Consider the following 25693-nt stretch of genomic DNA (forward strand, 5'->3'; position numbering starts at 1 on the left):
CTCCGGGTGTGAGCATGGAGGAAGGAGACCCCGACCTCGCCCGGGGAGGACGAACCGTGCGCTACCGGGACCGTGCCCACGCGGGCCGCGAACTCGCCGCCGTGCTGGCCGAGTTGCGCGACCAGGGCGCCCTGCCCGACCCGATCGTGCTGGCGCTGCCCCGGGGCGGTGCGGCCGTCGCCGCGGAGGTGGCGCGCGAGCTTCCGGCCCCGCTCGACGTGCTTGTCGTACGCAAGATCGGAGCCCCCTACCACGAGGAGTTCGGCGTCGGCGCGATCGCCGGGGACGACCCGCCGCTCCTCGACCTGGCGACCCTGGCCCACCTGGACCTGAGCGAGGACTCCCTCGCCCCCGTCGTCGAGCGCGAACGGCAGGAACTGCGCCGCCGCGAGCGCCGCTACCGGGAGGGCCGCCCGCCGCCCGCACTGCGCGGCCGTACCGTGCTCGTCGTCGACGATGGCCTCGCCACCGGCTGCACCGCCCGCGCCGCGCTGCGCCACGTGCGGGGCATGGGCCCCGCGCGGACCGTGCTGGCCGTCCCGGTCGGCGCGCCCGACTCCCTGGACGCGCTCGCCGCCGAGGCGGACCTCGTCGTCTGCCCGTACCGCCCGGCCGTCTTCACCGCGGTCGGGCAGTGGTACGACGACTTCGGGCAACTGACGGACGACGACGTGCTCGACGCGCTGCGCCGGGCCTGACGGGGACGGGGCGGGCGATGCCGGAGCTGGCCGGGGGCGAGGCACGACACCGGTTCGCCGCGGCCCGGGTGGCACGGCTCGCGACCGTGGACGGCAGGGGCCGTCCCCATCTGGTGCCGGTCGTCTTCGCCCGGTACGGCATCGACGGGATCGTCACCGCCGTGGACCACAAACCCAAGACCACACCCGACCTCAAGCGGCTGCGCAACATCGCCGCGCAGCCGTCGGTGTGCCTGCTCGCGGACGCGTACGACGAGAACTGGGACCGCCTGTGGTGGGTCCGGGCGGACGGCGAGGCGAGGGTGGTTCCCGCCGACCCGGCCGTCGTCGAGCCGCTGTGCGAGAAGTACCCCCAGTACCGGGAACGGCCGCCGGACGGCGCGGTCGTCCTCGTGACCGTGTCGCGCTGGACCGGCTGGCAGGCGGCGGCGCCCTCCTGAGCCGCCGGTGCGAGCCGCCGGTGCGGGTCGCCGGTTCGATCCGCCGGTCCGATCTGCCCGTTCGGTCCGCCGGAGGGTGGCCTTCTCGCGGGTCACGGGCCCGCTGGATACGATGAGGGTGATGGCGACGCGCATCGCGGGCTACGAGGTCCAGGGCGAGATCGGGCGCGGCGGCATGGCCGTCGTCTACCGCGCCACGGACCTGCGTCTGGACCGGACCGTCGCCCTGAAACTGCTGGCTCCCGAGATGGCCCGCAACGACACCTTCCGGCGCCGCTTCACCCACGAGTCACGGGTCGCCGCCGCCATCGACCACCCCCACATCGTGCCGATCTTCGAGGCCGGCGAGACGGACGGCGTGCTCTACATCGCGATGCGGTACGTCTCGGGGCCCGATCTGCGCGCGCTGCTGGACAAGGAGGGCGTGCTGCCGGTGGACGCGGTGCTGCGGATCGCCGCCCAGGTCGCCTCCGCGCTCGACGCGGCCCACGAGCACGGTCTGGTGCACCGGGACGTCAAGCCCGGCAACGTGCTGGTGGCGCAGGGCACCGACAGCGACCACCCCGAGCACGTCTACCTCACGGACTTCGGGCTCACCAAGAAGTCGCTGTCGCTGACCGGGTTCACGACGGTCGGCGAGTTCGTCGGCACCCTGGACTACGTGGCGCCGGAGCAGATCTCGGGGCGCCCGGTGGACGGCCGCTGCGATCTCTACAGTCTCGCCTGCGTGGTCTTCGAGATGCTCGCCGGCGGCCCGCCGTTCGTCCGGGACGAGGACATCGCGCTGCTGTGGGCGCACCAGTACGACGCCCCGCCCGCGCTGAGCGAGGTGCGGGCCGGGCTGCCGCCGGCGTTCGACGACGTGTTCGCCAGGGCGCTGGCCAAGGTCCCCGAGGACCGGTACGGCTCCTGCCTGGAGTTCGTGGGCGCACTGCGGCTGGCCGCGTACGGCGCCGGTCCGGTGGGGGCGGCGGAGGAGCCGGCCGGGCAGCGATCGGCCGACGGCCCGCCGACGGTCGGGCGGGACGCCGCACGCACGCCACGGCCGCCGGACTGGGCCCGCCCGGTGTTCCGCCGCTGAGCTTTTTTGGCAGGGCCCCGGTATGCCGTCCCTCGACTGCGGCGCCGTCGTGGCTGGTCGCGCTGTTCCTCCCCCAGCCTTCGGCCGGGGGTACCCCCTGCGCCCCTTACGGGACGCAGCCCCGGCTCTCAGTCCTCTGCGAGGTACTGCTCGGCCCAGACGGTCTTGCCCGTGCCCGCGTGCCGGGTGCCCCAGCGCTGGGTCAGCTGGCCGACCAGCAGGAGCCCGCGGCCCCCCTCGTCGTAGGTGTGGGCCCGCCGCATGTGCGGGGCGGTGTTGCTGGAGTCGAAGACCTCGCAGGTGAGGGTGTGGTCGTCGTGGATCAGGCGGAGCCGGACGGGCGGGCGGCCGTACCGGAACGCGTTGGTGACCATCTCGCTGACGATGAGTTCGGTGATGAACGCGGCCTCCTCCAGCCGCCACTCGGCCAGCTGCCCGGTGGCCAGCTTGCGGGCCTCGGCGACCGCGGCCAGGTCGAAGGGCAGCTCCCAGGTGGCGACCCGGTCGGCGTGCAGGGCCCGGGTGCGGGCCACGAGCAGGGCGATGTCGTCGTCGGGGCGGTGGGTGAGCATGGACGTCAGGACCCGGTCGCAGACGGTGTCCAGGGTCTCGGCGGGGCGGGCGAGCGCGGCGAACATCGTGTCGAGGGCGTCGTCGATGTCGTGCTCACGGGGTTCCAGCAGGCCGTCGGTGTAGAGGGCGATCAGGCTGCCCTCGGGGAGTTCCGTGTCGTACGACTCGAACGGCAGGCCGCCGAGGCCGAGCGGGGGACCGGCCGGGACGTCGAGGAAGCGGACGGTGCCGGCGGTGACCACGGCAGGCGGCGGGTGGCCGGCGCGGGCGACGCAGAGCCGCCGGGTGACGGGGTCGTACACGCTGTACAGGCAGGTCGTGCCGACTCCGCCGGCGGCCTCGGCGGCGGAGTCGCCACCGGCCTCCTCGGCGGAGAGATGGACGACCAGGTCGTCGAGGTGGCTGAGGAGTTCGTCGGGAGGCAGGTCGACGTCGGCCAGGGTGCGGACGGCGGTGCGGACCCGGCCCATGGTGGCGGCGGCCCGCATCCCGTGGCCGACGACATCGCCCACGACGAGCGCGACCCGGGTCCCGGACAGCGGGATGACGTCGAACCAGTCGCCGCCCACCCCGGCCTGGCTGACCGAGGGCAGGTAGCGGCTGGCGATGTCCAGGGCCGCCTGCTCCGGCAGGGTCTGCGGCAGCAGGCTGCGCTGCAGCGTCATGGTGGTGGTGTGCTGCCGCTGGGCGCGTGCGGCGCTCTGGATGCCGGCGGCGGTGCGCGCCGCGAGCTGTTCGGCCAGCCACAGATCGTCCGCGTCGAACGGCGCGGTCCGCCCGCTCCGTCCGAACAGGGCCACGCCGAAGGTGCTGTCGCCCGCCCTGATCGGCACCGCCATCAGCGAGTGCGCCCCGCTCTCCCCGATCCACCCGGCGGCCTGCGGATCCTCCCGTGCCCAGCGGCTCACGACCTCGTCGCCGCCCGCGTACACCGTGCCCCGTCCCTCGGCCAGGCAGCGGCCCGACGGCGACCACGGCGGGCAGCGCAGCACGTCGCCGGAGGGCTGCGGCAGCGGCGGCCCGCCGGGCACCGACCGCACGGCGGCCCGGCGCAGGGCGACGCCGTCGGGCGGCGGTGTGCCGGGCGCACGAGGGTCCCCGCGGGCGGCCTCGGCCGCCCGCGGGGGAGCGTCCAGCAGGTCCACGGCGCACACGTCGGCGAAGTCGGGGACGGCGACCTCGGTCAGCTCCCTGGCGGTGCGCTGCACGTCGGAACTGGTGCCGATGTGCACCCCGGCGTCGCCCAGGAGCAGCATCCGGCGCCGTACCAGCTGTTGGGACACGTCCGCGTGGGCCGTCAGGGCCACCGCCCGCACCCGGCCGTCCGGGTCCGCCAGCGGCATGAGCCGCGCGTGCCAGGTGCGCTCCGGGGCGGCCGGATCCAGGTGCAGGCGGACCTCCTGCGGTCCGGCGCCGTCCAGGACCCGCCGCATGGCCGCCTCGGCCTCGGCGCTGCCCTCGTACGGCACGACGTCCGTCAGCCGCAGCCCCCGCATCGTCCCCTCCGCCAGCGACAGCGTGCGCTGCGTCGCGACGCTCGCCCGGGCCAGCCGCAGCTCCTCGTCGAAGACGGCGGAGACGCACGGCGACTGCTGGAAGGCCCATTCGCCGAGGGCCTGGCCGGCGGCGGCCGCCCCCTGGCCGGTCACCGCGGAGACCACCAGCCACTCCGTGCCGCCCGGCCGTCCGTCCGCAGGCCTGCGGTGCACCAGGACGTCCCGGTCCACCCGGTGCCCGTCGCGGTGGCGCAGCGCCACGGGTCCGCTCCAGCGCGCTCCGGCCGCCGCCTCCCGCCAGGAGTCCCGGTCCGGTTCGGCGAGCAGCCGGGCGGCCCGCTGCCCCAGGATCTCGGCGGGCGGGTAACCCAGCAGCAGCCGCGCCCCGTCGCTCCAGCCGGTCACGACACCCTGCTCGTCGACCGTGACCGAGGCGGTGCGGGTCCCCTGGGGTACGGCGTGCGTCTGCGCCGGGTGGCTGGGAGGGGTGGGAGGTCGTTCCATCGCCGCTCATCCTTCGCGGAACCTGCACGGCCGGCTCTCTCCCCAGGATGATCCCGGCCGCCACGGAGCACCAATCCGCCGCCGCTGCCACTCCGGGCCACCGGTGCCGCACCCGTCCGGGGGTTCCTGTGACGCGCCTGTGACAGTCGGGGGACAGCGTCATGACGTCGCCTTGTGAGGGTTTTGTAAACGGACAAATCGCCCCAATCGCTCCCAGCTCCCCCTACCGCCTCTGTCGGATCGACCGGTCAAGGAACCCCTCATGAGCTTCACCGCAGTCACCCAGCACACCGAGACCGCCGTCGCGCTGGCCCCGCGTGAGCGCGAGACGCTGAAGCACATCGCCGCGGGCTGCACCTACCTCCAGGCGGCCCGGCAGATGGGGCTCTCCAAGCACACGGTCGACGCCTACCTCCGCCGTATCCGCGCCAAGCTCGACATCAACACCACCGCCGAGCTCACCCGGCTGGCCATCTCGATGGGGCTGTGATCCCACTCCGCCCGACAGATCCGCCCCCGCCGTGACAGCGTGGGAGCAGCGGCTGAGCACGGTGGTGTCCTGGAGGCGGAGATGACGGTGAACGGGCTCGGACTGGTGGTGCACGGCGGGCGCCCGGAGGCGGTGGACGCGGCCCGTGCCGTACGGGCGTGGGCCGCCGAGCACGACGTGCGGTGCACGGACATCGACGTGTGGCACGACGGCGGACGGCACCACTCCGGGGAGGAGGTCGCGGCCGCCGGCGACCCCGATCTGATCGTCACCCTCGGCGGCGACGGCACCTTCCTGCGCGGCGCCCGGCTCGCCGCCCGCAACGACGCGCTGGTCCTCGGCGTCGACCTGGGCCGGGTCGGCTTCCTGACCGAGGTGCCGGCCTGCTCGGTGCGGGAGGCGCTGGACGCGATCCGCGAGGACCGCTACACCGTGGACAGCCGCCTGCTCCTCACGATGCGCGCCTCCCGGCGCCTGGAGGTGCCGGCCGACATGGAGCGGCTGATGCAGTACGGCCGCGGCCCGCTGCTGCCGCCGCCCCAGGTCCGCACCGACTGCGAGCAGGACACCGACTGGGGCGTCCCGCTGCACGTCGCCGCGGTCAACGACATCGTCCTGGAGAAGCTGTCCCGGGACCGCCAGGTCTCCGTCGGCGTCTACGTCTCCGGCCGGCTGCTGGCCTCCTACTCCGCCGACGCGCTGCTGGTGGCGACGCCGACCGGCTCGACCGCCTACAGCTTCGCCGCCGGCGGCCCCGTCGTCTCGCCCTGCGCGGAGGCCCTGGTCTTCACCCCGGTCGCCCCGCACATGACGTTCAACCGCTCGGTCGTCACCGCTCCCAACGAAGCGGTCGGCCTGCGCGTCCTGGAACGCTCGGGACAGGCCGCGGTCAGCGTCGACGGCCAGGTGCGGGGCGTACTGGAGCCGGGGGACTGGATCGGTGTGTACGCCGCCCCGACCCGGCTGCGGGTGGTCCGGCTCGCGACGATGGACTTCTACGGCCGCCTGCGCGAGCGCATGAACCTGACCGACGCCCCGGCCGCGGTCGCCGACGGCACCCCCGCGCCCCTGTGGTCGCTGCGGACGCCCCCGCCCGGCGACCTCTCCCATCTCTCCCTCCCGCTCATGGCGGCGGACTACGCCGAGGCGAAAGAACCGTGCGTCGACTGGAAAGACGGTGTCGCCCCCGCGCTGGAAAAGTCGGCCTTCCCACGTCACGCGCAGGAAGGCGACGACAACCCATGACCACCGACTCCCCGGCCCGGACGGTTCCGACGGCCCAGGCGGCCCAGGCGGCCCAGACGGTTCAGACGGTTCAGACGGCTCAGACGGTCCAGACGGTCCGCGGCCCGGTACCCGCCGACGGACTCGGCACCGTACTGATGCACGAGCACGTCTTCGTGCTCAGCGAGGAGTTCCGGCAGAGCCTCCCGGAGACCTGGGACGAGCAGGAGCGCGTCGACGACGCCGTGACCCGCCTCAAGGCCCTGGCCGCGACCGGCGTCACCACCATCGTCGACCCCACCTGCATCGGCCTCGGCCGCGACGTCGCGCGCGTGGCCCGGGTCAACGAGCAGGTCGACCTCAACATCGTCGCGGCCACCGGCATCTACACCCTGGCCGACGTCCCCGACTACTTCCGCTACCACGGCCCGGGCACCCTGCTCGGCGGCGCCGAGGGCATGACCGAGCTGTTCGTCCGCGAACTCACCGTCGGCATCGCGGGCACCGGGATCCGGGCCGCGTTCCTCAAGTGCGCGATCGAGGACCGGCTCACCCCGGGCGTGGAGCGGGTGCTGCGCGCGGTGGCCCAGGCCCACCTGCGCACCGGCGCCCCGATCACCGTGCACACCAGCGCCGCCGCACGCACCGGCCTGGTCGCCCAGGAGATCCTGCGCAGCGAGGGCGCGGACCTCGGCAAGGTGGTCGTCGGGCACAGCGGCGACACCGCCGACCTGGACTATCTGCACGAACTCGTCGACAACGGCTCGTACGTCGGCATGGACCGCTTCGGCCTCGACATCCTGCTCCCCGGCGACCAGCGGGTGGCGACCGTCGCGGCCCTCGCCGCCGAGGGGCTCGCCGAGCGGATGGTGCTGTCCCACGACGCGTCCTGCCACATCGACTGGTTCCCGCCCGGTGTGAAGGAGCAGATCGCACCGGACTGGCACTACACCCACCTGCACGACCGGGTCCTCCCGGCCCTGCGCCAGGCGGGCGTCACCGAGGCCCAGTTGACCACCATGCTGGTCGGCAACCCGCGCCGCTACTTCAGCTAGCGCGCCGTCGCCGGGCCTCGCTCGGCGTCGTCCCGAACTCCGCCCGGAACGCGGTCGCGAACGACGCGTGGCTGCCGAAGCCGCAGGAGTGCGCGATCTGCGCGATCGAGTACGACGCCCAGCCCGGCCCGGCCAGCCGTTCGCGGGCCGCGTGCAGCCGCTCGCGGCGGATCAGGTCGCGGGCCGTGGTGCCGGCCTCCCGGAGCACCTGCTGGACATAGCGCACCGACCAGCCGAGCGCCCGCGCGACGGCGACCACGTCCAGCTCGGGTTCGCAGGCGTGCCGGCGGACGTAGCGGCGGATCGCGGCCTCGACCGTCGCCCGCTGCCCGGCGGGCGCCGTGTCGGTGCCGCCCTCCGCGGCCAGGCACACCAGGTCGAGCAGCCGGTCGCACGCGAGGTCGAAGGTGCGTTCCGAGAGTTCCGCGCGCTCCTCGTGGAGCGTGGTGGTCAACTCCCGGACGATCCGGCCCAGTCCGCGTTCGGCACCGAGCAACCGCGGTTCGCCGGCCGCGATCCGGCTGCGTCCGGCGATGTCCGCGCCGGACATGATGAAGGCGATCGACAGGAAGTCCGCGTCGTGCGCGAACGTCATCGGGCGGTCGATGTCGCACAGCACCATGCTGCCGGCCCGGATCTCGGCGGCCGACGGCCCCTGTTCCACCCAGGCGGAACCGGCGAGCGGGACGAGGAGTTCGTACGTCCCCCGGGGATCGGCCCGGATGTGCCGGGCCTCCCGCCGCACCACCTCCCGCCCGCCGGCGCACAGGGCGACGCCGTACGCCGTCGACCGCTGCCACTCCAGCCGGGCGCGCCACGGCGCCTCGCCGTCCGGCACGCTGATCCGGACGGCGCCGTGCAGGCCGGTGAAGAGCTCGTCCCAGGCGCTCGCCGAAGTCAGGGTGAGGGCTTCGCTCCAGGAGTACACGCGCCTCATCGTAAGCGGCCCGGGGGCGAGGGCGGCCGGCGCGGCCCGCGCCGCCACCGGCCGGCGAACACGTGGGGGCGGCAGGCGTTTTGTCCGTGCGGCACCGTGCGCACCGCCGAAGCGGCGGCACGCGTCGCCTGAGCGGCGGGGCCGGGTCGGGCGGCCTGCGGGCCCGGACCGCGCCTAGCGGTCGGCCGTCACGAAGCGCGTCACCGCGGCCGTGAAGGCCGCCGGCTCCTCAAGGTGGCCGAAGTGGCCGCTGTTCTCCAGGACCACCAGCTCCGAGCCGGGTATCAGGGTGTGCAGTTCCTCGGCCCACCGCACTCCGCAGATGAAGTCGTGGCGGCCGGCGAGCACGAGGGCGGGAACGGTGAGCCTGCCGAGGCCGGCGCGGTCGTCGAAGAGGACGGGGGACAGGTCCTCGTCCAGACCGGAGACGTACGTGGTCCGCACGGCCTCCCGGACGGGCGTGAACTCCCGCTCCCGGCCCCAGTAGTCGGCGAAGTAGGCGGGGAACAGCCCCTGCGCGACGGCGGTGTGGGCCTTGTCGTCGGTGGCGGTGGGGATGGCCTGGAAGGCGGCCAGGACCTCGGGGAGCCCGGGGTTCCCGGCGTTCCGTGCGGCGAACGCCTCGACCTGGCGCACGGTCTCGGCGGTGTGCTCCGGGCCGGTCACCGGCAGGCTCTCGTACAGGATCACCCCGGCGAGCCGCTCCGGGTGGTGCAGGGCGTGGTACTGGGCGACGAAGCCGCCGTGCGAGTGGCCCAGCAGGTGCACCCGGGGAACGCCGAGGTGGTCGACGAGCGCGCCGAGGAACCGGCTGTAGCGGGCCCGCGTGTAGCCGTCGGGGTGGGAGGGCAGCCGGCCCGAGCCGCCGCTGCCGACCGGCTCCACGTAGACGACCGTCAGGTGCCGCTCCAGCTCGGGCATGCGCAGGTACTCCCAGTCGATGCCCGGGCCGCCGGAGTGCGCGACGCACACCGGCCCCGTGCCGTGCACGTGGTAGCGCTGCACGAGGCCGTCGACCTCGATGGCGTGCGTTCCGGTGGCCAGGGGATCGGTCAGAGGATCGGTCAGGGGCGTGGTCATGTTCTTCTCCGGGGCCGGCGGGTTCTCGGGACATCGGCAGGACGCCGCGGAGACGGAGAAGTTCGAACCGGATCATGTGAGGGCGGTCACACGCGGAGCGGGTCAGTAGCGGCCGCCCACCGTCCGCGCGGCCAGCCCGTCCAGCGCGGCGGCCTCCTCGGCGGTCAGCCCGATGTCCGCCGCGGCCGCGTTCTGCTCCAGCCACTTCACGCGCTTGGTGCCCGGGATCGGCACCACGGGCACCCCGAGGTGCGCACCCCGGGCGTGCACCCAGGCCAGCGCCAGCTGCGCCGGGGCCACGCCCTTCGCGGCCGCCAGGGTGCGGACGGCGTCCGCGATCACGTCGTTGTCCGTCGTCCGGAACCGGGGGAGCCGGCGGCGCGCGTCGCCCGCCGGCAGCGCGGTGACGTCGACCGTGCCGGTCAGGAAGCCGCGGCCGAGCGGGGAGTACGCCACCAGGGCGACGCCCAGTTCGCGCAGGGCGTCCCCGACGGTCGTCTCCACGTCCCGGGACCAGATCGAGTACTCGCTCTGCACCGCCGTGACCGGGTGCACGGCGTGGGCGTGGCGCAGCAGTTCGCCGCTCACCTCGGACAGGCCGATGTGCCGGATCTTGCCCTCCTTCACCAGCTCCGCCATGGCGCCGACGGACTCCTCGATCTCGGCGTTCTGCGGCGGCCGGTGCAGGTAGTAGAGGTCGATGTGGTCGACGCCGAGCCGCAGCAGGGAGGCGTCGCAGGCGCGCCTGACGTAGCCGGGGTCGCCGCGCAGCGCCCAGGTGTCGCCGCCCATCCGGTCGATGCCGGTCTTCGTGGCGAGCTGCACCTCGTCCCGGCGGCCCGCGAGCGCCCGGCCCACCAGCACCTCGTTGTGCCCGAAGGCGTAGGCGTCGGCGGTGTCGATGAGGGTGACGCCCAGGTCGAGGGCCCGGTGGATGGTGGCGATCGCGTCGTCCCAGCTGGTCGGGCCGTATCCCTCGCTCATGCCCATGCAGCCGAGCCCCTGGGCGGAGGTGGTGAGGTCACCGAGAGAAACCGTGTCCACGGCATGACTCCGTTCGATGTGCGCAGTGCGTACGATGGCAGATACCGGAGGATCCTCCGGTAGTAACGACGTTAGTGGAGGATCCTCCGGTAAGCAAGTGGGCAGAATGCCCGGTACGGTGACCGGCCTGGAGGGGAGTACGGCATGAACGAACAGGGACCCGCGCGGCCCGTGCGCGCCCACGCCCGCCGCAACCGCGAGAAGCTGGTGGCGGCGGCTCTGGAGGAGTTCACGCGCACCGGCAAGGACGTGCCGCTGGACAGCATCGCCAAGGCGGCCGGGGTCGGCATCGGCACCCTCTACCGGCACTTCCCGACCCGGGACGCGCTGGTCCTCGCGGCCTATGAGCACGAGGTGGACCAGGTGTGCGCGGACGCGGCCGACCTCCTGGCGACCCTTGCGCCGGACCGGGCGCTGCGCGAGTTCATGGGCCGGCTGGCGGGCCTGCTCGTCACGAAGCAGCACATGTCGGAGGCGCTGCGCTCCGGCGGCACGGAGGGGTCGTACGCGAAGGTCTACGACATCGTCGACACGCTCTTCGCCGCGGGCGTCGCGGCCGGGACGCTCCGGTCCGACATGGAGACGGCCGACGTGGTCCGGGCCATGGGCGGTCTGCTGCGGCTGGACGCGGCCGGCGACTGGAAGGGCCAGGCCGACCGCCAGATCAGGCTCCTGATGGACGGCCTGCAGACAGGAACTCCGGCCCGCGCCGAAGGGCACGGGCCGGAGCGGTAGTCCGGGGAGGGGTCAGTCCGCGGACCGTACCGTCGGCATGGCGAGCGCGACCGGGCCGGTCTTGCAGGAGTCGTGGCAGTCCTTCTCCAGGCTGCAGCACAGCGAGCAGATCGCCCCGGAGTGGAACGGGCAGTTGGCCACGTCCGGCCGCTCGAAGTCGGTCGCGCACACCGTGCAGGTCAGCGTGACCGCCGAGGGCAGCCCGTCCGGGCCGAGCAGCGGCTCCGCGAGGTCGTCGACGCGGGCGATGTAGTACTTCCCCTTGGTCAGCACCGCGAACAGCGGCGAGAGCACCATCGCCAGGAACAGCGCGATGAACGGCGAGTACGCCTTGCCGTACGCCCCGAAGGCATTGAAGTAGGCGGCGATCGAGACCGCCGACGCGATCAGCATCGAACCGAAGCCGACCGGGTTGAAGTTGTGCAGGTGGGCCCGCTTGAACTCGATGTACGACGGGCTGAGCTTCAGCGGCTTGTTGATGACCAGGTCGGCGACGACCGCGCCGATCCAGGCGATCGCCACGTTGGAGTAGAAGCCCAGCACGGTGTTGAGGAAGCCGAAGACGCCGCCCTCCATCAGGGCCAGCGCGATGCCGACGTTGAGGAAGATGTAGACCACGCGCCCGGGGTGACGGTGCGTCAGCCGGGAGAAGAAGTTCGACCAGGACAGCGAACCGGAGTACGCGTTCGTCGAGTTGATCTTTACCTGGGAGAGGATCACGAAGAACGTGGCGAGGCCCAGCGCGACGGGCGCCGCGAACGTCTTGAAGCCCGAAACGTACTGCTGGATCGGCTCGTTGGCCTTGGCGAGGCCCACGCTGCCGGCGATGTAGAAGGCGAGGAACGCGCCGCCGATCTGCTTGGCCGCGCCGAGCACCACCCAGCCCGGACCGGCGCTGAGCACCGCGCCCCACCACTTCCGGCCGTTCTCCGGCGTCTTGTCCGGCATGAACCGCAGGTAGTCCACCTGCTCGCCGATCTGCGCGATGAGCGACAGCGCCACACCGGCGCCCGCGCCCACTCCGAGCATGCTGATGCCCGACCCGGTGGGCGAGTTGCCCGCGAAGTGCGTGAACTGCGAGAACTTGCCCGGCTCCTGGATCGCGATGGACACGAACGGCGCCACCATCAGCACCAGCCACACCGGCTGCGTCCACACCTGCATCTTCGACAGCGCCGTCATGCCGTAGATGACCAGCGGCAGGATGATGACCGAGCAGATCAGGTAGCCGACGGCCAGCGGGATGTGCAGGCCCAGCTCCAGGGCCTGCGCCATGATCGAGCCTTCGAGGGCGAAGAAGATGAAGGTGAAGCTGGCGTAGATCACCGAGGTGAGCGTCGAGCCGAGGTAGCCGAAGCCCGCGCCCCGGGTCAACAGGTCCATGTCGATCGAGTACTTGGCCGAGTAGTACGAGATCGGGATGCCGGTGAGGAAGATGACCACGGCCGCGGTCAGGATCGCCACCATCGCGCTGGAGAAACCGTTGGAGATGGCGATCGAACCGCCGATGGCGAAGTCCGCGAGGTACGCGATGCCGCCCAGCGCGGTGGTGGCCACCACGTAGGGGGTCCAGCGGCGGAAGGACTTCGGCGCGTAGCGCAGCGAGTAGTCCTCCAGCGTGTCGTTCTGCGCCCAGTCGTTGTACGTCCGCCTGCCGTCCGTGCCGCTGCCCGTGCTGCCGTCCGTCCCGCCGTCCGCCACGGCCGGTGGCGCCTCTTTCCCGACGATCTCCGTCACGACTCTTCCCTCTCTCGTCCCCGGTCGTTTGCACGGAAGAGTCGCGGCGCGCTGTTTCCCGAACGTTTCACCCGCTTTAAAAGACAAAGCTTGATACTTCCCATGGGAAGTATCGGCAAGTGGCCTGTGCGTCTCAGAGTTGGGCGACGACATGGAAGTCGAAGGCGTCCGCCCGCGCCAGGTACAGCCGTTGGGCGAGATGGTTGCCGCGCAGCCGTACGACGCCCCGCGGACCCTCGTACGACACCGCGTCCCCGATCGCGCACATCGCCCGTACGTCCAGCGACCGGGCCCGCTCGGCCAGGGCGGCCAGCAGCCGTACCCCCTCGAAGCAGGACTCGCCTAGGCTCCCCACCACCGGGGCGTGCACGCCGAACCGGGCCGCGTGGCGGGCGCCGAAGTCCAGGCTCTCGGCGGTCGCGAGGGTCTCGAAGAAACCGGCCGCCGCCCACAGCCCGTCGGTGCCGTCCGCGCCGGTGGCCAGCAGGATGTTCTCGTCCATGTGGGTGCTCAGCCGCAGACACCGCTGGTGCAGCCCGTATCCGGCGAACGCCCGGTTGAAGCGGGCCGCGTCGGCCCCCACCAGCAGCATCAACACCGCGTCCGCCTCGCACCGCTCGATGCGGCGCAGCACCGGACCGAACTCCTCCGTCCCCAGCGGCACGAACACCTCGTCCCGCACCCGCCCGCCGCACTCCCGCGCGTACGCCCGTGCGGTGCGGGCGGTCACCCGGGGCCACACGTAGTCGTTGCCCACCGTGCACCAGCGCCGCACCCCGGCCGCCTCCGCCAGCAGCCGCATCGCGGGCAGCAGTTGGGCGACGTCGGTCTCACCGGTCAGGAAGACGCCGGGAGTCCGCTCGCCGCCCTCGTACTGCGCGGTGTACACGTACGGCACCCGGCCCGCGATCCGTGGCAGCAGTGCCTGCCGTACCGCCGAGGTGTGCCAGCCCACCACCCCGTCCACGGCGCCCAGCGACACCAGAGCCCCGACCTCGGCGGCGACCCGGGCCGGCGGCGCCCCGCCGTCCACCGTGACCAGCCGGACCTCCCGGCCCAGCACCCCGCCCACGGCGTTCAGTTCCTCCACGGCCAGCCGCGCGGCCGACTCGCACGACGGCCCGAGGACCCCCGCCGGCCCCTGCAACGGCACGACCAGGGCGAGGAGCAGCGTGCCGCTCCCGTCGTGCGGCGGCGCCGGACGCATCGGCCACCTCCGTGCGGGCATGGGGAACGCGGATTCCGGTCCCGGGCCCCGGCGCCGTCGCCAAGACTCGTATTCTGCGCGCACAGTAGACCTACCGGAAGGACACCGGCAATGCCGTCCGTACCCTCCTCGCCGGACCTCGCCCACCTCCTCAGCCATGCCGAGCGGCGGGTCGTGCGGCGGCTGGCCGCGGTGCTGGCCGAGGAGGACTGCACGGTCGAGGAGTGGCGGGTCCTGTCGCTCGTCGGGGACGGCCGCGGGCACCCGATGTCCGAGATAGCCGACCACGCCCTGATGCCGGCGCCCAGCCTGACCAAGCTCGTCGACCGCATGGTCGCGGACAACCTCGTCCACCGCCGCCCCGACCCCCACGACCGGCGCCGCGTGCTGCTCCACCTCACCGCGCGCGGCGAGGAGCTGCACCGGCGCACCGCCCACCGCGTCCGCGCGGACCAGGCCCGCCTGCTCGACGAGACCGACGACGACGGAGCACTGGCCCGCCTGCTCCTCCGCCTCACCGCGGCGGCCGGGACCCCGCTCGCGGCGGCCGGCCCCGGCGTCGGCGCCGACCGTGTCACCCCGCCGCGCGAAGCCGTCGGCAACGGGCTGCCCCGCCCCGGGATCTGACGGGTCGCCGGGCCGGCCACCCGCCGGCCGGGTCACCAGCCCGTGAACAGCAGATGGTTCAGCAGCAGCCCGAGCAGCGCCTGTGCCGTGAGCCAGGCGCGCGGCCGGGGCAGGAACGCGCAGGCCGGCAGCAGCCACATCGCGAACGGCAGCCAGATGCGCTCCGTCTCCGCCTTGCTCATCCCGGACAGGTCGGCGAGCAGGAGGGCCAGCAGGGCGGCGCCCACGAGGAGGGCGAGCCGCTTGTGCGCGGCGGGCGCGGTGCGGCGGTGGACGAGTACGGCACCCGCCCGCCGCAGCCCGGCCACCGTCGCCAGGCCCGTGATGACCACCGTGCAGGCCAGGTTGGCCCACACCCAGTAGCCGTACGGCCGGGTCCCGCCGACGCCCTGGTAGTAGCGGGTGACCAGCAGCCGGTACCCCTGCCACCAGTCGAACCCGGCAAGGGTGAACACGAGCGGGACCACCGCCGCCCCGGCCACCAGCAGCGCGAGGACGACAGGGCGGGCCCGGACCCGGCGCCGGCCGAGCACCAGCACCGCCGCCCCGATCAGCGCGAAGAGCGTCAGGCCGTACGAGAGGTAGCAGGTCAGGCCATACAGCAGCCCCGCACCCGCCGCCCAGGCCACGGACCGGCCGGTCACCGCGAGCGCCAGCAGCGCCACCGCCCAGGCGGCGACCGCCGCGAAGTACCCGTCCGCCGAGGCGCCCACCCACACCGCGGCCGGGGCCATGACCAGGAAGGGCGCGGCCCGCCGGGCGAGCCGCTCGTCGGCCAGCGCCCGCACCGCGACCAGCACGGCGACACAGGCCGTCGACCCGACGGTGATGCACCAGGCCCCCGCCCAGCCGCCGCCGCGCAGCCCGATCCGGTCCAGGAGGACGAAGGTCAGCGTGGCCGCCGGCGGATGCCCGGCGATGTGCGCCGGCCAGGGCTGGGGGGCGCCGCTCACGATGTGGTGGGTGAAGTCCCGCAGGGTCGCCGGGATGTCGTGGAAGCGGCCGATGACCGTCAGGTACTCGTTCGGGCTGGTCAGCCGGCCCGCCACGCCCCGCTGCCAGCCGTCCACCAGCGCCAGCGACCACGTCCAGGCCAGACAGGCGCCCCAGGCCGCGCCGAGCAGCCCGCGCCAGGGCAGCCGCAGGGCCAGGTTCGGCCCGTACACCACCACGGCGACCGCGACCAGCACGGCGGCCGGGGTGCCCGGCCCGACGTGCGGGTCCCAGTCGGCGAACAGCGGCGGCCAGTGCACGAACAGGACGCGGTAGGTGTCCTGGAGGTGCCTGCCGACCAGGACGGCGACGAGCACCAGCAGGGCGGCGGCGAGGACGGCGAGCAGATCGGCGGGGAGACCGGCGGACGGATGCGGCTGCCGGTCACGGTGCGGGGCGCGGGTCACACCGGAACGCTAGGTCGGCGACCGCGCCGAAGTGTGGATCAGGCGGCTGACGTCAGACTTTCGTCATGGGTTGCGCGCCCGTTCCGGGGGTTTCCCCGGCCTACGGTCGAATCATGCGAGACGACGATCCACGGCTCCCCACCTCACCCGGCTTCTGGCGCAGCCCGCTGCGCGGCACCTGGTTCACCTCGGTGCTCGGCCTGGTGCTGCTCGTCGGCGTCACCGTGCTGTTCGTGACCGGACTGGTGTCGTACGCCGCGTACAACCCGGACCTGGCCCCGGTGAACGACCAGACCCCGGACAAGGGCATCCTCGGCTTCTACCTCTTCTCCTGGCCGACGAACCCGTACTGGCTCTACCGGGTCACCCAGGGCCTGCACGTCACCCTCGGCATCGCCCTGATCCCGGTGCTGCTGGCCAAGCTGTGGTCGGTGGTGCCCAAGCTGTTCACGCTGCCCCCGGCCCGCTCGGTGGCCCACGCCCTGGAGCGGATCTCACTGCTGCTGCTGGTCGGCGGCGGCCTCTTCGAGTTCACGACCGGCGTCCTCAACGTACAGCTCGACTACGTCTTCCCCGGCTCCTTCTACCCCCTGCACTTCTACGGCGCCTGGGTGTTCTTCGCCGCGTTCCTGGCGCACGCGGCACTCAAGACGCCGACGGCACTGCGGGCGGTCCGGGAACGCCGACAGCACCGGGACGAGCGGGACGAGGGGGATCTGGCGGCCCCACGGCCGGACGCGCCCACCGTCTCCCGGCGCGGGGCGCTGTGGTTCACGGGCGGCGCGTCCCTGCTGCTGCTCGTCACGACGGCGGGGCAGAGCATCGGGGGCGTATGGCGCCGCACCGCGCTGCTCGCACCGCACGGCGGCGCCGACCCGGGCAGCGGCCCGAACGGCTTCCAGATCAACAAGACGGCCGCGTACGCCGGGATCGACGCGAGGGAGACCGGCGAGGAGGCATGGCGGCTCGTCGTCACCGGACGCGACGGCCGGACGGTCCGCCTCAGCCGCACCGAACTGCTCCGGCTGCCGCTGCACAGCGCCGCGCTGCCGATCGCCTGCGTCGAGGGCTGGTCGACCGCGGACCAGTGGTGGCGCGGGGTGCGGCTGCGCGACCTCGCCGCGCTCGTCGGCTACGACACCGACCCGCCGGACGTGCTCGTCGAGTCCGTCCAGCGGCACGGCGCCTTCCGCCGCGCGGCCCTGCGCGCCAACCAGGTCGCCGACCCGCGCTCCCTGCTCGCCCTCCAGGTGAACGGCGAGGACCTGTCCCCCGACCACGGCTACCCGGCCCGCGTGATCGTGCCCGCCGCACCCGGTGTCCTCAACACCAAGTGGGTGGCCCGGATGACCTTCGGAGACCTGTGATGCGCCCGCGCCCCGTCATCGGCAGCCCCCTTCAGATCCTCCTGCTGGCCTGCTCGTTCGCGCTCGCCGCCTACGCCGGCGTACGGCTGCTGGCCGGCGACTGGCTCGGCGTGGCGCTGTGGGTGGTGGGGGCGGCGCTGCTGCACGACCTCGTCCTGCTGCCGCTGTACTCGCTGGCCGACCGGGCGGTGACGCGGGGGCTGGGCGCCGCCGGGCGCCGGGAGCGGACGATGTACCTCCGGGTCCCGGCCGCGCTCTCCGCGCTGCTCCTGCTGGTGTGGTTCCCGCTGATCAGCGGGATGGTGGCCGGGCACTACCGGTCGGCCACCGGCCGGTCCCCGGACGGCTTCCTGCTCCGCTGGCTGCTGATCACCGCGGTGCTCTTCGGCGGCTCGGCGCTGCTGCTGGCCTGGCGGTTGCGCAGGGCGACGAAGCGGCGCCCGCCGGTCGCCCACTGAGTCTCCGGCTGCCAGCCCCGCGCGTACCGCAGCAGGGCCGGGGTGCCCAGCCGCGCCCAGCAGAAGGGGGCACCGACGGCCTCGTGGGCGTCGGTGAGGTGGACGTCGGCGCGTTCGTCGACGTCCACCGGCGCGGTCTCGGCGATCAGCAGGCCACCGGGGGCGAGGAGCCGGGCCACCCGGCCGAGCAGGGCGTGCGGGTCGCCGCCGATGCCGACGTTGCCGTCCATGAGCAGGACGGTGCCCCAGCGGCCCTCGCCGGGCAGCGCCTCGAAGACCGAGCGGCGCAGGGCCTGGCCGCCGAGCCGCACGGTGTGGTCGACGGCGGCCGCGCTGACGTCGATGCCGAGGACGGTACGGCCCCGGGCGGCGAGTTCGGCGACCAGCCGCCCGGGGCCGCAGCCGACGTCCAGGACCGCGCCCTCGCAGCGGTCGAGGACCGCCCGGTCGACCGGGTCGGCCCCCGCGCACCAGCGCTCGACCTCCAGGGGCAGCAGCCAGCCGTCGGCGCGGCGCAGGAACAGCGGGCCGTGCCCGGCGCGCAGGGCGGCGGCGTAGGGGTCGGCGCCGGTCCAGGGGACGGCCGGCGAGGTGGTCATCGGCGGCCCGTCCCGCTGTGCGCCGTGCACCGGGCCAGCAGGGCGGCGAAACGGCCGTGCGGGACGAGGGCGGCGACGGCGGCCGCGTCGGCCGCGGTGTCCACGTCCCGCAGCCGGGGCAGGTCGCACACCCGCAGCCCGGCGCCGACGAGGCGGTGCCGCTGGACGGCGCCGGTCTCCGGCGTGGACATCGGCACCCCGCGCAGCAGGGCCGGGTCCGGGTCGGCCAGCCCCAGCGCCCAGAACCCGCCGTCCTCGGCGCCACCGAAGTACGCGTCGCACGCCGCGAAGTCCACGCTGAGGAGGGCCGGGGTGACCTGCGGGGTGTCCATGCCGATGAGGAGGGCCGGGCCGGAGCAGTGCGCGAAGGCGTCCGCGAGCCGCTCGTCCAGCCCGCCCGCACACTGCGGTACGACGTCGAAGCCGGGCGGCAGCCAGGGGCCGGGGGCGCCGTCCAGGACCAGGACCCGGCGGGCGGCGGGGGTCGCGGCCACCGCGTCCAGGGTGTCGGCGAGCGACGCCTCGGCGAGGGCGGCGGCCTGCTCGGGGGAGAAGGGCGGGGTGAGCCGGGTCTTGACCCTGCCGGGGCGGGGTTCCTTGGCGATGACGAGGAGGGTGGTCATGGGGGTTCCTTGGGGGTGAGGGTGAGGGTGGTGCGGGGGGTGGGGACGCTCACCGGCGCTTGCCGGGTGCCGCCGCGCCCAGCCGTGCCGCCCCAGCGGCACGACTGCCCGCAGTCATGTGAGACACGGTTGGGCAGTGCGCCCCTTCAGGGGCGCGGGGAACTGCGCGATCAGCCCCCACCGGCCCGCACCCGAGGTGGCTCGTGCAGCACCCGGCTCATGTCCCGCACGGCCTGCCACGTGCCACGCCAGGTCCCCGTCACCTTGGACGTACCGGTGCGCGGCAGGTACGCGACATCGTGCTCGGCGATCCGCCACCCCGCGTCCGCCGCCCGCACCACCATCTGCAGCGGATACCCGCTGCGCCGGTCGTCGAGCGACAGCGCGAGCAGCGCCTCGCGGCGGGCCGCCCGCAGCGGCCCCAGGTCGTGCAGCCGCAACCCCGTACGGCGCCGCAGCATCCGGGCCAGCGCCAGGTTCCCCGCGCGGGCATGCGCGGGCCACGCGCCCCGCCCCTCGGGACGCCGGCGGCCGAGCACCAAGTCCGCCTCGCCGTCGAGGACTTCCCGCACGAACGGCACGAGGAGCCCCGGGTCGAGCGAGGCGTCGCAGTCGCAGAAGCAGACGATGCCGGCGGTCGCCGCGGTCAGCCCCGCGTGGCACGCCGCGCCGAAGCCGCGCCGCGCCTCGTGGACGACGGTCGCCCCGTACGCCCGGGCGATGTCCGCCGAGCCGTCGGTGGAGCCGTTGTCCACCACGAGGGCGCGCCAGCCCGCCGGGATCCGGCCGAGCACCCAGGGCAGCGCCTCCGCCTCGTTCAGGCAGGGCAGGACGACGTCCACGTCCGTCGCCGGAGAAGGGGAAGGGGAGGGAGAGGGGGAGGAAGGTGAGGTGGTCACGGCGTTCACCCTACGAACATGAACCGGACATATCGGGCCTCGGCTGCTTACGAAACGCGGACGTCGGCGCCCGGCGCCGCAGCCGCCCCCGCCTCCCGGGTTTCTTACGAAACGCGAACGTCCCACCCCGAGTCCACGCCCGCCCGCGACACCCGCGACGGCCCGGTGCGAGGGTGGAGGCATGCAGCAGCCGTACGAGCTCACCGAGGCCGGGGCCGAGGCCGGCGCCCAGGCCACCGCAGGTGCCGCCCGGGTCCTGGTCGTGGACGACGACCCGACCGTCGCCGAGATCGTCGCCGGGTACCTGGACCGCGCCGGGTACCTGGTCGACCACGCCGGTGACGGTCCCGCCGCCCTGACCCGGGCCGCCGCCCACTGGCCCGACCTGGTCGTGCTCGACCTGATGCTGCCCGGCATGGACGGCCTGGAGGTCTGCCGGCGGCTGCGCGGCCACGCCCCCGTGCCGGTCATCATGCTCACCGCGCGCGGCGACGAGGACGACCGGATCCTCGGCCTGGAGGTCGGCGCCGACGACTACGTCACCAAGCCCTTCAGCCCCCGGGAGCTGGTCCTTCGGGTGGAGTCGGTGCTGCGCCGCAGCCGCCCCGCCCCCGCCGACCGGTCCTTCTCGTCCGCCGGGCTCACCCTCGACCCCGGCGCCCGCCGCGCCACCAAGGACGGCGCCGAACTCGCCCTCACCCTGCGCGAGTTCGACCTCCTCGCGTTCTTCCTGCGGCACCCGGGGCGGGCGTACGGCAGGGAGGACCTGATGCGCGCGGTGTGGGGCTGGGACTTCGGCGACCTGTCCACCGTCACCGTCCATGTCCGCCGGCTGCGCGCCAAGGTCGAGGACGACCCGGCCCGGCCGCGGCTGATCCAGACGGTCTGGGGCGTCGGCTACCGCTTCGAGCCGAGCGGCCAGGGCGGCCAGGAAAGCCGGGACGGGGTGGCCTGACCATGCGCGACACCTTCCTCATCGCCCTGTACGCCTTCGCCGGCGCCGCCGGCACCGGACTGCTCGGGGCGGCCGCGCTGCGCCTGCTGCGGCGCCGCTCGCTGACCGCGTCCCTCACCGTGGTCGCCGCCGTCGGCGTGGTCGCGATGCTGGCCGGCACGCTGGCCGTCGCCTGGGCGATGTTCCTCTCCTCGCACGACCTCTCGGTGGTGACGACGGTCGTCGCGATGGCGGCCGCGGTGTCCCTCGCGACCGCGTTGATACTGGGCCGCTGGGTCGTCGCCCGCAGCCGTGAACTCGCCCTCGCGGCCCGCTCGTTCGGCGAGGACGGCGACTTCGCCGCACCGCCGGTCCCGGCCACCGCCGAACTGGCCGAGGTGAGCCGCGAGCTGGCGGCGACGAGCGCGAAGCTCGCCGAGTCCCGGGAGCGGGAACGGGCGCTGGAGACCTCGCGCCGGGAACTCGTCGCCTGGATCTCGCACGACCTGCGCACCCCGCTGGCCGGTCTGCGTGCCATGTCGGAGGCCCTGGAGGACGGCGTCGCCACCGACCCCGACCGCTATCACAAGCAGATCCGCACCGAGGTCGAGCGCCTCAACGACATGGTCGGCGACCTCTTCGAACTCTCCCGCATCCACGCCGGCACGCTCGCGCTGAGCCCGAGCCGGATGTCGGTGTACGACCTCGTCGGCGACGCCCTCGCGGGCGTGGACCCGCTGGCCCGGGAGTACGGCGTACGGCTGGTCGGCGACCGGGTGGAGCAGGTGCCGGTCGAGGTGGACGGCAAGGAGATGAGCCGGGTGCTGGGCAACCTGCTGGTGAACGCCATCCGCCGGACGCCGCCCGACGGCACGGTCGCGGTCGCCGCCGAGCGGTCGGCCGAGGGTGCCGTCGTCCTGTCCGTCACGGACGGCTGCGGCGGCATCCCGGAGGAGGACCTGCCCCGCGTCTTCGACACCGGCTGGCGCGGCACCCACGCCCGGACCCCGCCGGCCGGAGCCGGCCTCGGCCTCGCCATCGTGCGCGGGATCGTGGAGGCCCACCACGGGCAGGCCACCGTGCACAACATCCCCGGCGGCTGCCGGTTCGAGGTGGTGCTGCCCGCTGCCGCTTCCTGATCGCGGGCAGCACCACCGGTCCGTGTCACGGGTGGCGGCACCGGTCCCTCCGGGCCTCCGGCCCGTGGCGGGGGCCCGCCGACCCGTGTCCCGGCCCTCACCGGGCGCGCGCGAACTCCCGCATCCCCTCGGCGAACCCGACCTCGGCCTTCCAGCCCAGTTCGGCCCGCAGTCGTGACGAGTCGGCGGTGATGTGCCGTACGTCGCCCAGCCGGTACTCCCCGGTGACCACCGGCAGCGGTCCGCCGTGCGCCTCGGCCAGGGCGCGGGCCATCTCGCCGACGGTGTGCGGCTCACCGCTTCCGGTGTTGTACGCGGTCAGCGCACCCGGCGCGGAGTCCGCCTCCAGCGCCACCGCGTTGGCCGCGGCCACGTCCCGGACGTGCACGAAGTCCCGGCGCTGCCGCCCGTCCTCGTACACCCGGGGCGCCTCGCCCCGGGCGAGCGCGGAGCGGAAGAAGGAGGCGACGCCCGCGTAGGGGGTGTCGCGGGGCATCCGCGGCCCGTAGACGTTGTGGTAGCGCAGCGACACCGCCGACCCGCCCGTCGACCGGGCCCACGCGGCGGCCAGGTGTTCCTGGGCCAGCTTGGTCGTGGCGTACACGTTGCGCGGATCGACGGGCGCGTCCTCACCCACCAGCCCCGGCGTCAACTCCTCCCCGCACACCGGGCAGTTCGGCTCGAACCGCCCCGCGTCCAGATCGGCGACCGCGCGCGGCCCCGGCCGTACGACACCGTGCCGCGGGCACTCGTACCGGCCCTCCCCGTACACGACCATCGACCCGGCCAGCACGAGGCGGCGTACCCCCGCCTCGGCCATCGCGGAGAGCAGTACCGCCGTGCCCAGGTCGTTGCGCGAGACGTACTCCGCCGCGTCCCCGAACCCGACTCCCAGACCCACCATCGCGGCCTGGTGGCAGACCGCGTCCACGCCCGCGAGGGCCCGCCCCACCGCCACCGGACTGCGCACGTCGGCGCCCGGATCGTCCCGGACGTCGAACACGACCGCCTCGTGCCCGCGCGCCGTCAGCGCCTCGACGACATGGGACCCGATGAACCCGGCACCGCCGGTGACCAGTACACGCATGGGGCCACGCTAGGCGCGCGCGGCCCCCGGACCACGTGCCCACGCCCGCACGTCACGACTCCGTAAGACGGCGCGCCGCCCCCCCTCGCGCAGCCGCCACCGCGAGGCCCTGTTGAACGGCCCGGCCGGGGGTCACGTACCTGTTGCCGTGGGGTGGCGCGGTGCTGCCCGACGGCACCGAAGCGCGCGGCGGCCGGTGCCCGGAGGAAGGGTTGCGCCATTTCAGTGGAGACGAGTCGCCCGGCCGGAAGCACCCTCGACCCGGCCGCCCCCGTGCGCCGGGGGGAGGGCGGGACCGGCGACGGCGACGCGGCGCGGGTCCGTCGGCAGGTGCGGGGTCTGGACGGCCTTCGCGGCCTGGCGGCGCTGTACGTCGTCCTGTTCCACTGCTGGCTGTACACCTTCCCTGGCTATCCGCACAGTTCGGCGCCGCCGTGGCTGGGCGGGCTGATGTTCGGGCGCCTTGCCGTCGTCTTCTTCCTGGTGCTGTCCGGGTTCTCCCTGGCGATCTCCCCGGCGCGGCACGGCTGGCGGACGGCCGGTGTCGGCGAGTTCCTGCGCCGGCGCGCCTGGCGCATCCTGCCCCCGTACTGGGCGGCACTGGCCCTGAGCCTGGTGATCTCGTGGTTCGTGGTGCCGGCCTCGCACTTCGGGCCGCCCACCGGTGCGACGGTCCTGGTGTACGGCCTGGTCGCCCAGGACGTGGTCACCGCCCCGACGCCGAACGGCGCGTTCTGGTCGATCGGGGTGGAGGCCGAGCTCTATCTCCTCTTCCCGCTGCTGCTGTTCGTCCGCCGGCGCTGGGGCGCCGTGCTGCTGGCCGTGTGCGTGACGGTCCCGGTCGTCGCCGTCGGGCTGACGGCGCCCGGCGGGACCCCCGTGGAGGGCGACAACTGGCTCGCTCCCCATCTCGCCCCGGTGTTCGCCGCGGGCGTGCTGGGCGCGGGGGTCGTGGCCGCCGGGGACAGGGTGCGACGCCTGCCGTGGGGCTGGTTCGCCGTCCTGGCGGCCCTGCCGGTCCTGGCGGTCGGTGCCGTCCGGGGTTCCGTCTGGACGGTGAACCACTACTTCTGGATCGATCTCGCCATCGCCCCCGCCATGACGATGCTGGTCGCCGCCGTCGCCACCGGAAAGCCCGCCGTCCTCGTACGGCTCCTGACCGCGCGCCCCGTCCACGCCCTCGGCGGATTCTCCTACAGCCTCTACCTGATCCATCTTCCGATCGTCCTGGCCGTGCTGCGCCGAGCGGCTCCGCATTTCGTGTCGCCAGGACTGCCCACCTTCTGGTTCACGCTGGCGGTGGGCCTGCCGCTTTCCGTATGCGCGGCGTGGCTGTTCTCCAGGTTCTTCGAAATCCCGTTCAAGAAGAACAGGTCCTGGAAATCGATCGTCGCGGCCCGTTCCGGAGCCGCGGTCCGATCTCCGGCCGTCAGCCCGTGACGGTGGACTTCTGGCCGGCGGGAGTGACGGCGTACCACTCCCCGCCCTTGCCCTCGCCGTTCGTCTGCCCGGCCGCCGTGTCGCCGACGTACCGGTAGAGCGGCCAGCCGGCGAGGGTGAGCTGTGTCTCGCCGTTGCGGTGGACCGTGCCGAGGAGGCTCTTCTCCACCCCCGAGGTCTGCACGGACTCCGGCACGATCACCGGCAGCCAAGTCTTGGTGCAGGCGCCGGAGCACGTCCACTTGGACGGGTTCGGCTCGTCCTTGTCGTAGCGGTAGAGGGTCAGCCCGCTCCCGTCGGTGACGATGGTGCCCAGACCCTGGGCCGACCTGGCCTGCACGGCGGCGGTGGTGGCCGGCTGCCCGTTCGCGGGGCTGCTGCCGGCGGCCGGCGTGGAGACCGCCGGGTCCGAGGCGGCGGACGTGACCGGGGCGGTCGGCGCCGCGGTGCCGGTGCCGCTGTCGTTCGAGGAGCCGCACGCCCCCAGCAGGAAGGCGGAGGCGAGCCCCAGAGCGAGGCTCGGACCGATGCGTCGCGGGATCAAGGAGGTGCCCTTCGTCGATGTCGCGTCTACCTGCTCCTTCAGTACGTCGGCCGGCCCCCGTCCGCTCAGCCCCCGCGCTCATGTGACGCACTCTTGACCATCGCGCGCGGCCCGCGGCCCGCGGCGTGCGTTTCAGGAATCTCAGGTCGATGAGCTGCCGCTATGGGTTGACCGTGGAGTCGCTGGAATTGTCGACGATATTGTCGGCAGTCGATTACGTTCGCTGCCGAGATCGAGACAAGCGCCCCGTGAAGCCGTTTCAGAGCTCTCCGGGC

Annotated in this window: 24 protein-coding genes; 12 read left to right on the plus strand and 12 right to left on the minus strand. The window is 73.9% G+C overall.

Going from position 1 to position 25693, the window contains the following annotated elements; all coding sequences use genetic code 11:
- Positions 1 to 56 precede the first annotated feature (56 nt).
- The 3 genes from ACFZB3_RS01375 (at position 57) to ACFZB3_RS01385 (ending at position 2219) form a co-directional block, all read left to right on the plus strand.
- Positions 57 to 698, plus strand: a complete 642-nt coding sequence (locus ACFZB3_RS01375) for a phosphoribosyltransferase family protein (RefSeq protein ID WP_391369681.1) — start codon at positions 57 to 59, stop codon at positions 696 to 698.
- Positions 699 to 715: 17 nt separating this feature from the next.
- On the plus strand, positions 716 to 1138 hold the full coding sequence (locus ACFZB3_RS01380; protein WP_391367847.1) for a TIGR03668 family PPOX class F420-dependent oxidoreductase: 423 nt from the start codon (positions 716 to 718) through the stop codon (positions 1136 to 1138).
- 112 nt (positions 1139 to 1250) lie between these two features.
- Complete coding sequence (locus ACFZB3_RS01385) at positions 1251 to 2219, plus strand: protein kinase (RefSeq protein ID WP_391367850.1); 969 nt, start codon at positions 1251 to 1253, stop codon at positions 2217 to 2219.
- Positions 2220 to 2347: 128 nt separating this feature from the next.
- Here ACFZB3_RS01385 and ACFZB3_RS01390 read toward each other — a convergent pair whose 3' ends face one another.
- Positions 2348 to 4792, minus strand: coding sequence for a SpoIIE family protein phosphatase (locus ACFZB3_RS01390; RefSeq protein WP_391367853.1), 2445 nt, complete (start codon positions 4790 to 4792; stop codon positions 2348 to 2350).
- A 262-nt stretch (positions 4793 to 5054) separates the two neighbouring features.
- Here ACFZB3_RS01390 and ACFZB3_RS01395 point away from each other — a divergent pair, with 262 nt between their 5' ends.
- The 3 genes from ACFZB3_RS01395 (at position 5055) to ACFZB3_RS01405 (ending at position 7561) form a co-directional block, all read left to right on the plus strand.
- Positions 5055 to 5282 carry a LuxR C-terminal-related transcriptional regulator gene (locus ACFZB3_RS01395; protein WP_391367856.1) on the plus strand — a complete coding sequence of 76 codons (228 nt, stop codon included), beginning with the start codon at positions 5055 to 5057 and terminating at the stop codon, positions 5280 to 5282.
- Positions 5283 to 5363: 81 nt separating this feature from the next.
- The gene (locus ACFZB3_RS01400) at positions 5364 to 6527 is read left to right on the plus strand and encodes an NAD(+)/NADH kinase (protein ID WP_391369683.1); all 1164 of its coding nucleotides are present in this window, start codon (positions 5364 to 5366) and stop codon (positions 6525 to 6527) included.
- Positions 6524 to 7561 (plus strand): phosphotriesterase, encoded by a 1038-nt coding sequence (locus tag ACFZB3_RS01405; RefSeq protein WP_391367858.1) that lies wholly within the window; start codon positions 6524 to 6526, stop codon positions 7559 to 7561. Before ACFZB3_RS01400 ends, ACFZB3_RS01405 begins: the two co-directional genes overlap by 4 nt.
- Here the strand turns inward: ACFZB3_RS01405 and ACFZB3_RS01410 are convergent.
- The 3 genes from ACFZB3_RS01410 to ACFZB3_RS01420 all read right to left on the minus strand — a co-directional run bounded on the left by ACFZB3_RS01410 (position 7554) and on the right by ACFZB3_RS01420 (position 10568).
- Positions 7554 to 8489 (minus strand): helix-turn-helix domain-containing protein, encoded by a 936-nt coding sequence (locus ACFZB3_RS01410; protein ID WP_391367861.1) that lies wholly within the window; start codon positions 8487 to 8489, stop codon positions 7554 to 7556. The genes ACFZB3_RS01405 and ACFZB3_RS01410 overlap by 8 nt on opposite strands.
- Positions 8490 to 8672: 183 nt before the next feature.
- Positions 8673 to 9578 carry an alpha/beta fold hydrolase gene (locus tag ACFZB3_RS01415; RefSeq protein WP_391367864.1) on the minus strand — a complete coding sequence of 302 codons (906 nt, stop codon included), beginning with the start codon at positions 9576 to 9578 and terminating at the stop codon, positions 8673 to 8675.
- A gap of 102 nt (positions 9579 to 9680) precedes the next feature.
- On the minus strand, positions 9681 to 10568 hold the full coding sequence (locus ACFZB3_RS01420; protein ID WP_391369686.1) for an aldo/keto reductase: 888 nt from the start codon (positions 10566 to 10568) through the stop codon (positions 9681 to 9683).
- 198 nt (positions 10569 to 10766) lie between these two features.
- On the opposite strand from ACFZB3_RS01420, the gene ACFZB3_RS01425 reads away from it, so the two are divergent.
- The gene (locus ACFZB3_RS01425) at positions 10767 to 11357 is read left to right on the plus strand and encodes a TetR family transcriptional regulator (protein ID WP_391367866.1); all 591 of its coding nucleotides are present in this window, start codon (positions 10767 to 10769) and stop codon (positions 11355 to 11357) included.
- 12 nt (positions 11358 to 11369) lie between these two features.
- On the opposite strand, the gene ACFZB3_RS01430 is transcribed toward ACFZB3_RS01425, so the two are convergent.
- Positions 11370 to 13094, minus strand: a complete 1725-nt coding sequence (locus tag ACFZB3_RS01430; protein ID WP_391367869.1) for a hypothetical protein — start codon at positions 13092 to 13094, stop codon at positions 11370 to 11372.
- 133 nt (positions 13095 to 13227) lie between these two features.
- Positions 13228 to 14301 (minus strand): ABC transporter substrate-binding protein, encoded by a 1074-nt coding sequence (locus ACFZB3_RS01435; RefSeq protein ID WP_391367872.1) that lies wholly within the window; start codon positions 14299 to 14301, stop codon positions 13228 to 13230.
- Between the two features lie 111 nt (positions 14302 to 14412).
- On the opposite strand from ACFZB3_RS01435, the gene ACFZB3_RS01440 reads away from it, so the two are divergent.
- Positions 14413 to 14928, plus strand: coding sequence for a MarR family transcriptional regulator (locus ACFZB3_RS01440; RefSeq protein ID WP_391367875.1), 516 nt, complete (start codon positions 14413 to 14415; stop codon positions 14926 to 14928).
- A gap of 32 nt (positions 14929 to 14960) precedes the next feature.
- Here ACFZB3_RS01440 and ACFZB3_RS01445 read toward each other — a convergent pair whose 3' ends face one another.
- Positions 14961 to 16328 (minus strand): hypothetical protein, encoded by a 1368-nt coding sequence (locus ACFZB3_RS01445; RefSeq protein ID WP_391367878.1) that lies wholly within the window; start codon positions 16326 to 16328, stop codon positions 14961 to 14963.
- Between the two features lie 113 nt (positions 16329 to 16441).
- On the opposite strand from ACFZB3_RS01445, the gene ACFZB3_RS01450 reads away from it, so the two are divergent.
- Complete coding sequence (locus tag ACFZB3_RS01450; protein ID WP_391367880.1) at positions 16442 to 17695, plus strand: molybdopterin-dependent oxidoreductase; 1254 nt, start codon at positions 16442 to 16444, stop codon at positions 17693 to 17695.
- 313 nt (positions 17696 to 18008) lie between these two features.
- On the opposite strand, the gene ACFZB3_RS01455 is transcribed toward ACFZB3_RS01450, so the two are convergent.
- The 3 genes from ACFZB3_RS01455 to ACFZB3_RS01465 form a co-directional block, all read right to left on the minus strand.
- A complete protein-coding gene (locus tag ACFZB3_RS01455) occupies positions 18009 to 18752 on the minus strand; it encodes a methyltransferase domain-containing protein (protein WP_391367883.1) in 744 nt (247 codons plus the stop codon).
- The gene (locus ACFZB3_RS01460) at positions 18749 to 19375 is read right to left on the minus strand and encodes a DUF2064 domain-containing protein (RefSeq protein WP_391367886.1); all 627 of its coding nucleotides are present in this window, start codon (positions 19373 to 19375) and stop codon (positions 18749 to 18751) included. Before ACFZB3_RS01460 ends, ACFZB3_RS01455 begins: the two co-directional genes overlap by 4 nt.
- 170 nt (positions 19376 to 19545) lie before the next feature.
- A complete protein-coding gene (locus ACFZB3_RS01465; protein WP_391367889.1) occupies positions 19546 to 20283 on the minus strand; it encodes a glycosyltransferase in 738 nt (245 codons plus the stop codon).
- Positions 20284 to 20455: 172 nt separating this feature from the next.
- Between ACFZB3_RS01465 and ACFZB3_RS01470 the strand changes: the two genes are divergently transcribed.
- A complete protein-coding gene (locus ACFZB3_RS01470) occupies positions 20456 to 21229 on the plus strand; it encodes a response regulator (protein WP_391367891.1) in 774 nt (257 codons plus the stop codon).
- A 2-nt stretch (positions 21230 to 21231) separates the two neighbouring features.
- Positions 21232 to 22347 carry an ATP-binding protein gene (locus tag ACFZB3_RS01475; protein ID WP_391367893.1) on the plus strand — a complete coding sequence of 372 codons (1116 nt, stop codon included), beginning with the start codon at positions 21232 to 21234 and terminating at the stop codon, positions 22345 to 22347.
- A 97-nt stretch (positions 22348 to 22444) separates the two neighbouring features.
- Here ACFZB3_RS01475 and ACFZB3_RS01480 read toward each other — a convergent pair whose 3' ends face one another.
- Positions 22445 to 23434 (minus strand): NAD-dependent epimerase/dehydratase family protein, encoded by a 990-nt coding sequence (locus tag ACFZB3_RS01480; protein WP_391367896.1) that lies wholly within the window; start codon positions 23432 to 23434, stop codon positions 22445 to 22447.
- Positions 23435 to 23659: 225 nt separating this feature from the next.
- Between ACFZB3_RS01480 and ACFZB3_RS01485 the strand changes: the two genes are divergently transcribed.
- The gene (locus ACFZB3_RS01485; protein WP_391367899.1) at positions 23660 to 24874 is read left to right on the plus strand and encodes an acyltransferase family protein; all 1215 of its coding nucleotides are present in this window, start codon (positions 23660 to 23662) and stop codon (positions 24872 to 24874) included.
- On the opposite strand, the gene ACFZB3_RS01490 is transcribed toward ACFZB3_RS01485, so the two are convergent.
- Positions 24864 to 25418: a hypothetical protein gene (locus tag ACFZB3_RS01490; RefSeq protein WP_391367902.1), complete on the minus strand. Its 555-nt coding sequence runs from the start codon at positions 25416 to 25418 to the stop codon at positions 24864 to 24866. The two genes, ACFZB3_RS01485 and ACFZB3_RS01490, sit on opposite strands and share 11 nt — an antisense overlap.
- Positions 25419 to 25693: the final 275 nt, after the last annotated feature.

The sequence above is a fragment of the Streptomyces sp. NPDC008092 genome (assembly GCF_042957285.1).
Lineage (GTDB): Bacteria > Actinomycetota > Actinomycetes > Streptomycetales > Streptomycetaceae > Streptomyces.

What these genes read in the sequence shown, in the direction of transcription:
- ACFZB3_RS01380 (WP_391367847.1), top strand. Translation starts at nt 716, where the DNA reads ATGCCGGAGCTGGCCGGGGGCGAGGCACGACACCGGTTCGCCGCGGCC.
- ACFZB3_RS01385 (WP_391367850.1), top strand. Translation starts at nt 1,251, where the DNA reads ATGAGGGTGATGGCGACGCGCATCGCGGGCTACGAGGTCCAGGGCGAG.
- ACFZB3_RS01390 (WP_391367853.1), bottom strand. Translation starts at nt 4,792, where the DNA reads ATGGAACGACCTCCCACCCCTCCCAGCCACCCGGCGCAGACGCACGCC.
- ACFZB3_RS01395 (WP_391367856.1), top strand. Translation starts at nt 5,055, where the DNA reads ATGAGCTTCACCGCAGTCACCCAGCACACCGAGACCGCCGTCGCGCTG.
- ACFZB3_RS01400 (WP_391369683.1), top strand. Translation starts at nt 5,364, where the DNA reads ATGACGGTGAACGGGCTCGGACTGGTGGTGCACGGCGGGCGCCCGGAG.
- ACFZB3_RS01405 (WP_391367858.1), top strand. Translation starts at nt 6,524, where the DNA reads ATGACCACCGACTCCCCGGCCCGGACGGTTCCGACGGCCCAGGCGGCC.
- ACFZB3_RS01415 (WP_391367864.1), bottom strand. Translation starts at nt 9,578, where the DNA reads ATGACCACGCCCCTGACCGATCCTCTGACCGATCCCCTGGCCACCGGA.
- ACFZB3_RS01420 (WP_391369686.1), bottom strand. Translation starts at nt 10,568, where the DNA reads ATGGGCATGAGCGAGGGATACGGCCCGACCAGCTGGGACGACGCGATC.
- ACFZB3_RS01425 (WP_391367866.1), top strand. Translation starts at nt 10,767, where the DNA reads ATGAACGAACAGGGACCCGCGCGGCCCGTGCGCGCCCACGCCCGCCGC.
- ACFZB3_RS01435 (WP_391367872.1), bottom strand. Translation starts at nt 14,301, where the DNA reads ATGCGTCCGGCGCCGCCGCACGACGGGAGCGGCACGCTGCTCCTCGCC.
- ACFZB3_RS01440 (WP_391367875.1), top strand. Translation starts at nt 14,413, where the DNA reads ATGCCGTCCGTACCCTCCTCGCCGGACCTCGCCCACCTCCTCAGCCAT.
- ACFZB3_RS01450 (WP_391367880.1), top strand. Translation starts at nt 16,442, where the DNA reads ATGCGAGACGACGATCCACGGCTCCCCACCTCACCCGGCTTCTGGCGC.
- ACFZB3_RS01455 (WP_391367883.1), bottom strand. Translation starts at nt 18,752, where the DNA reads ATGACCACCTCGCCGGCCGTCCCCTGGACCGGCGCCGACCCCTACGCC.
- ACFZB3_RS01460 (WP_391367886.1), bottom strand. Translation starts at nt 19,375, where the DNA reads ATGACCACCCTCCTCGTCATCGCCAAGGAACCCCGCCCCGGCAGGGTC.
- ACFZB3_RS01470 (WP_391367891.1), top strand. Translation starts at nt 20,456, where the DNA reads ATGCAGCAGCCGTACGAGCTCACCGAGGCCGGGGCCGAGGCCGGCGCC.
- ACFZB3_RS01475 (WP_391367893.1), top strand. Translation starts at nt 21,232, where the DNA reads ATGCGCGACACCTTCCTCATCGCCCTGTACGCCTTCGCCGGCGCCGCC.
- ACFZB3_RS01480 (WP_391367896.1), bottom strand. Translation starts at nt 23,434, where the DNA reads ATGCGTGTACTGGTCACCGGCGGTGCCGGGTTCATCGGGTCCCATGTC.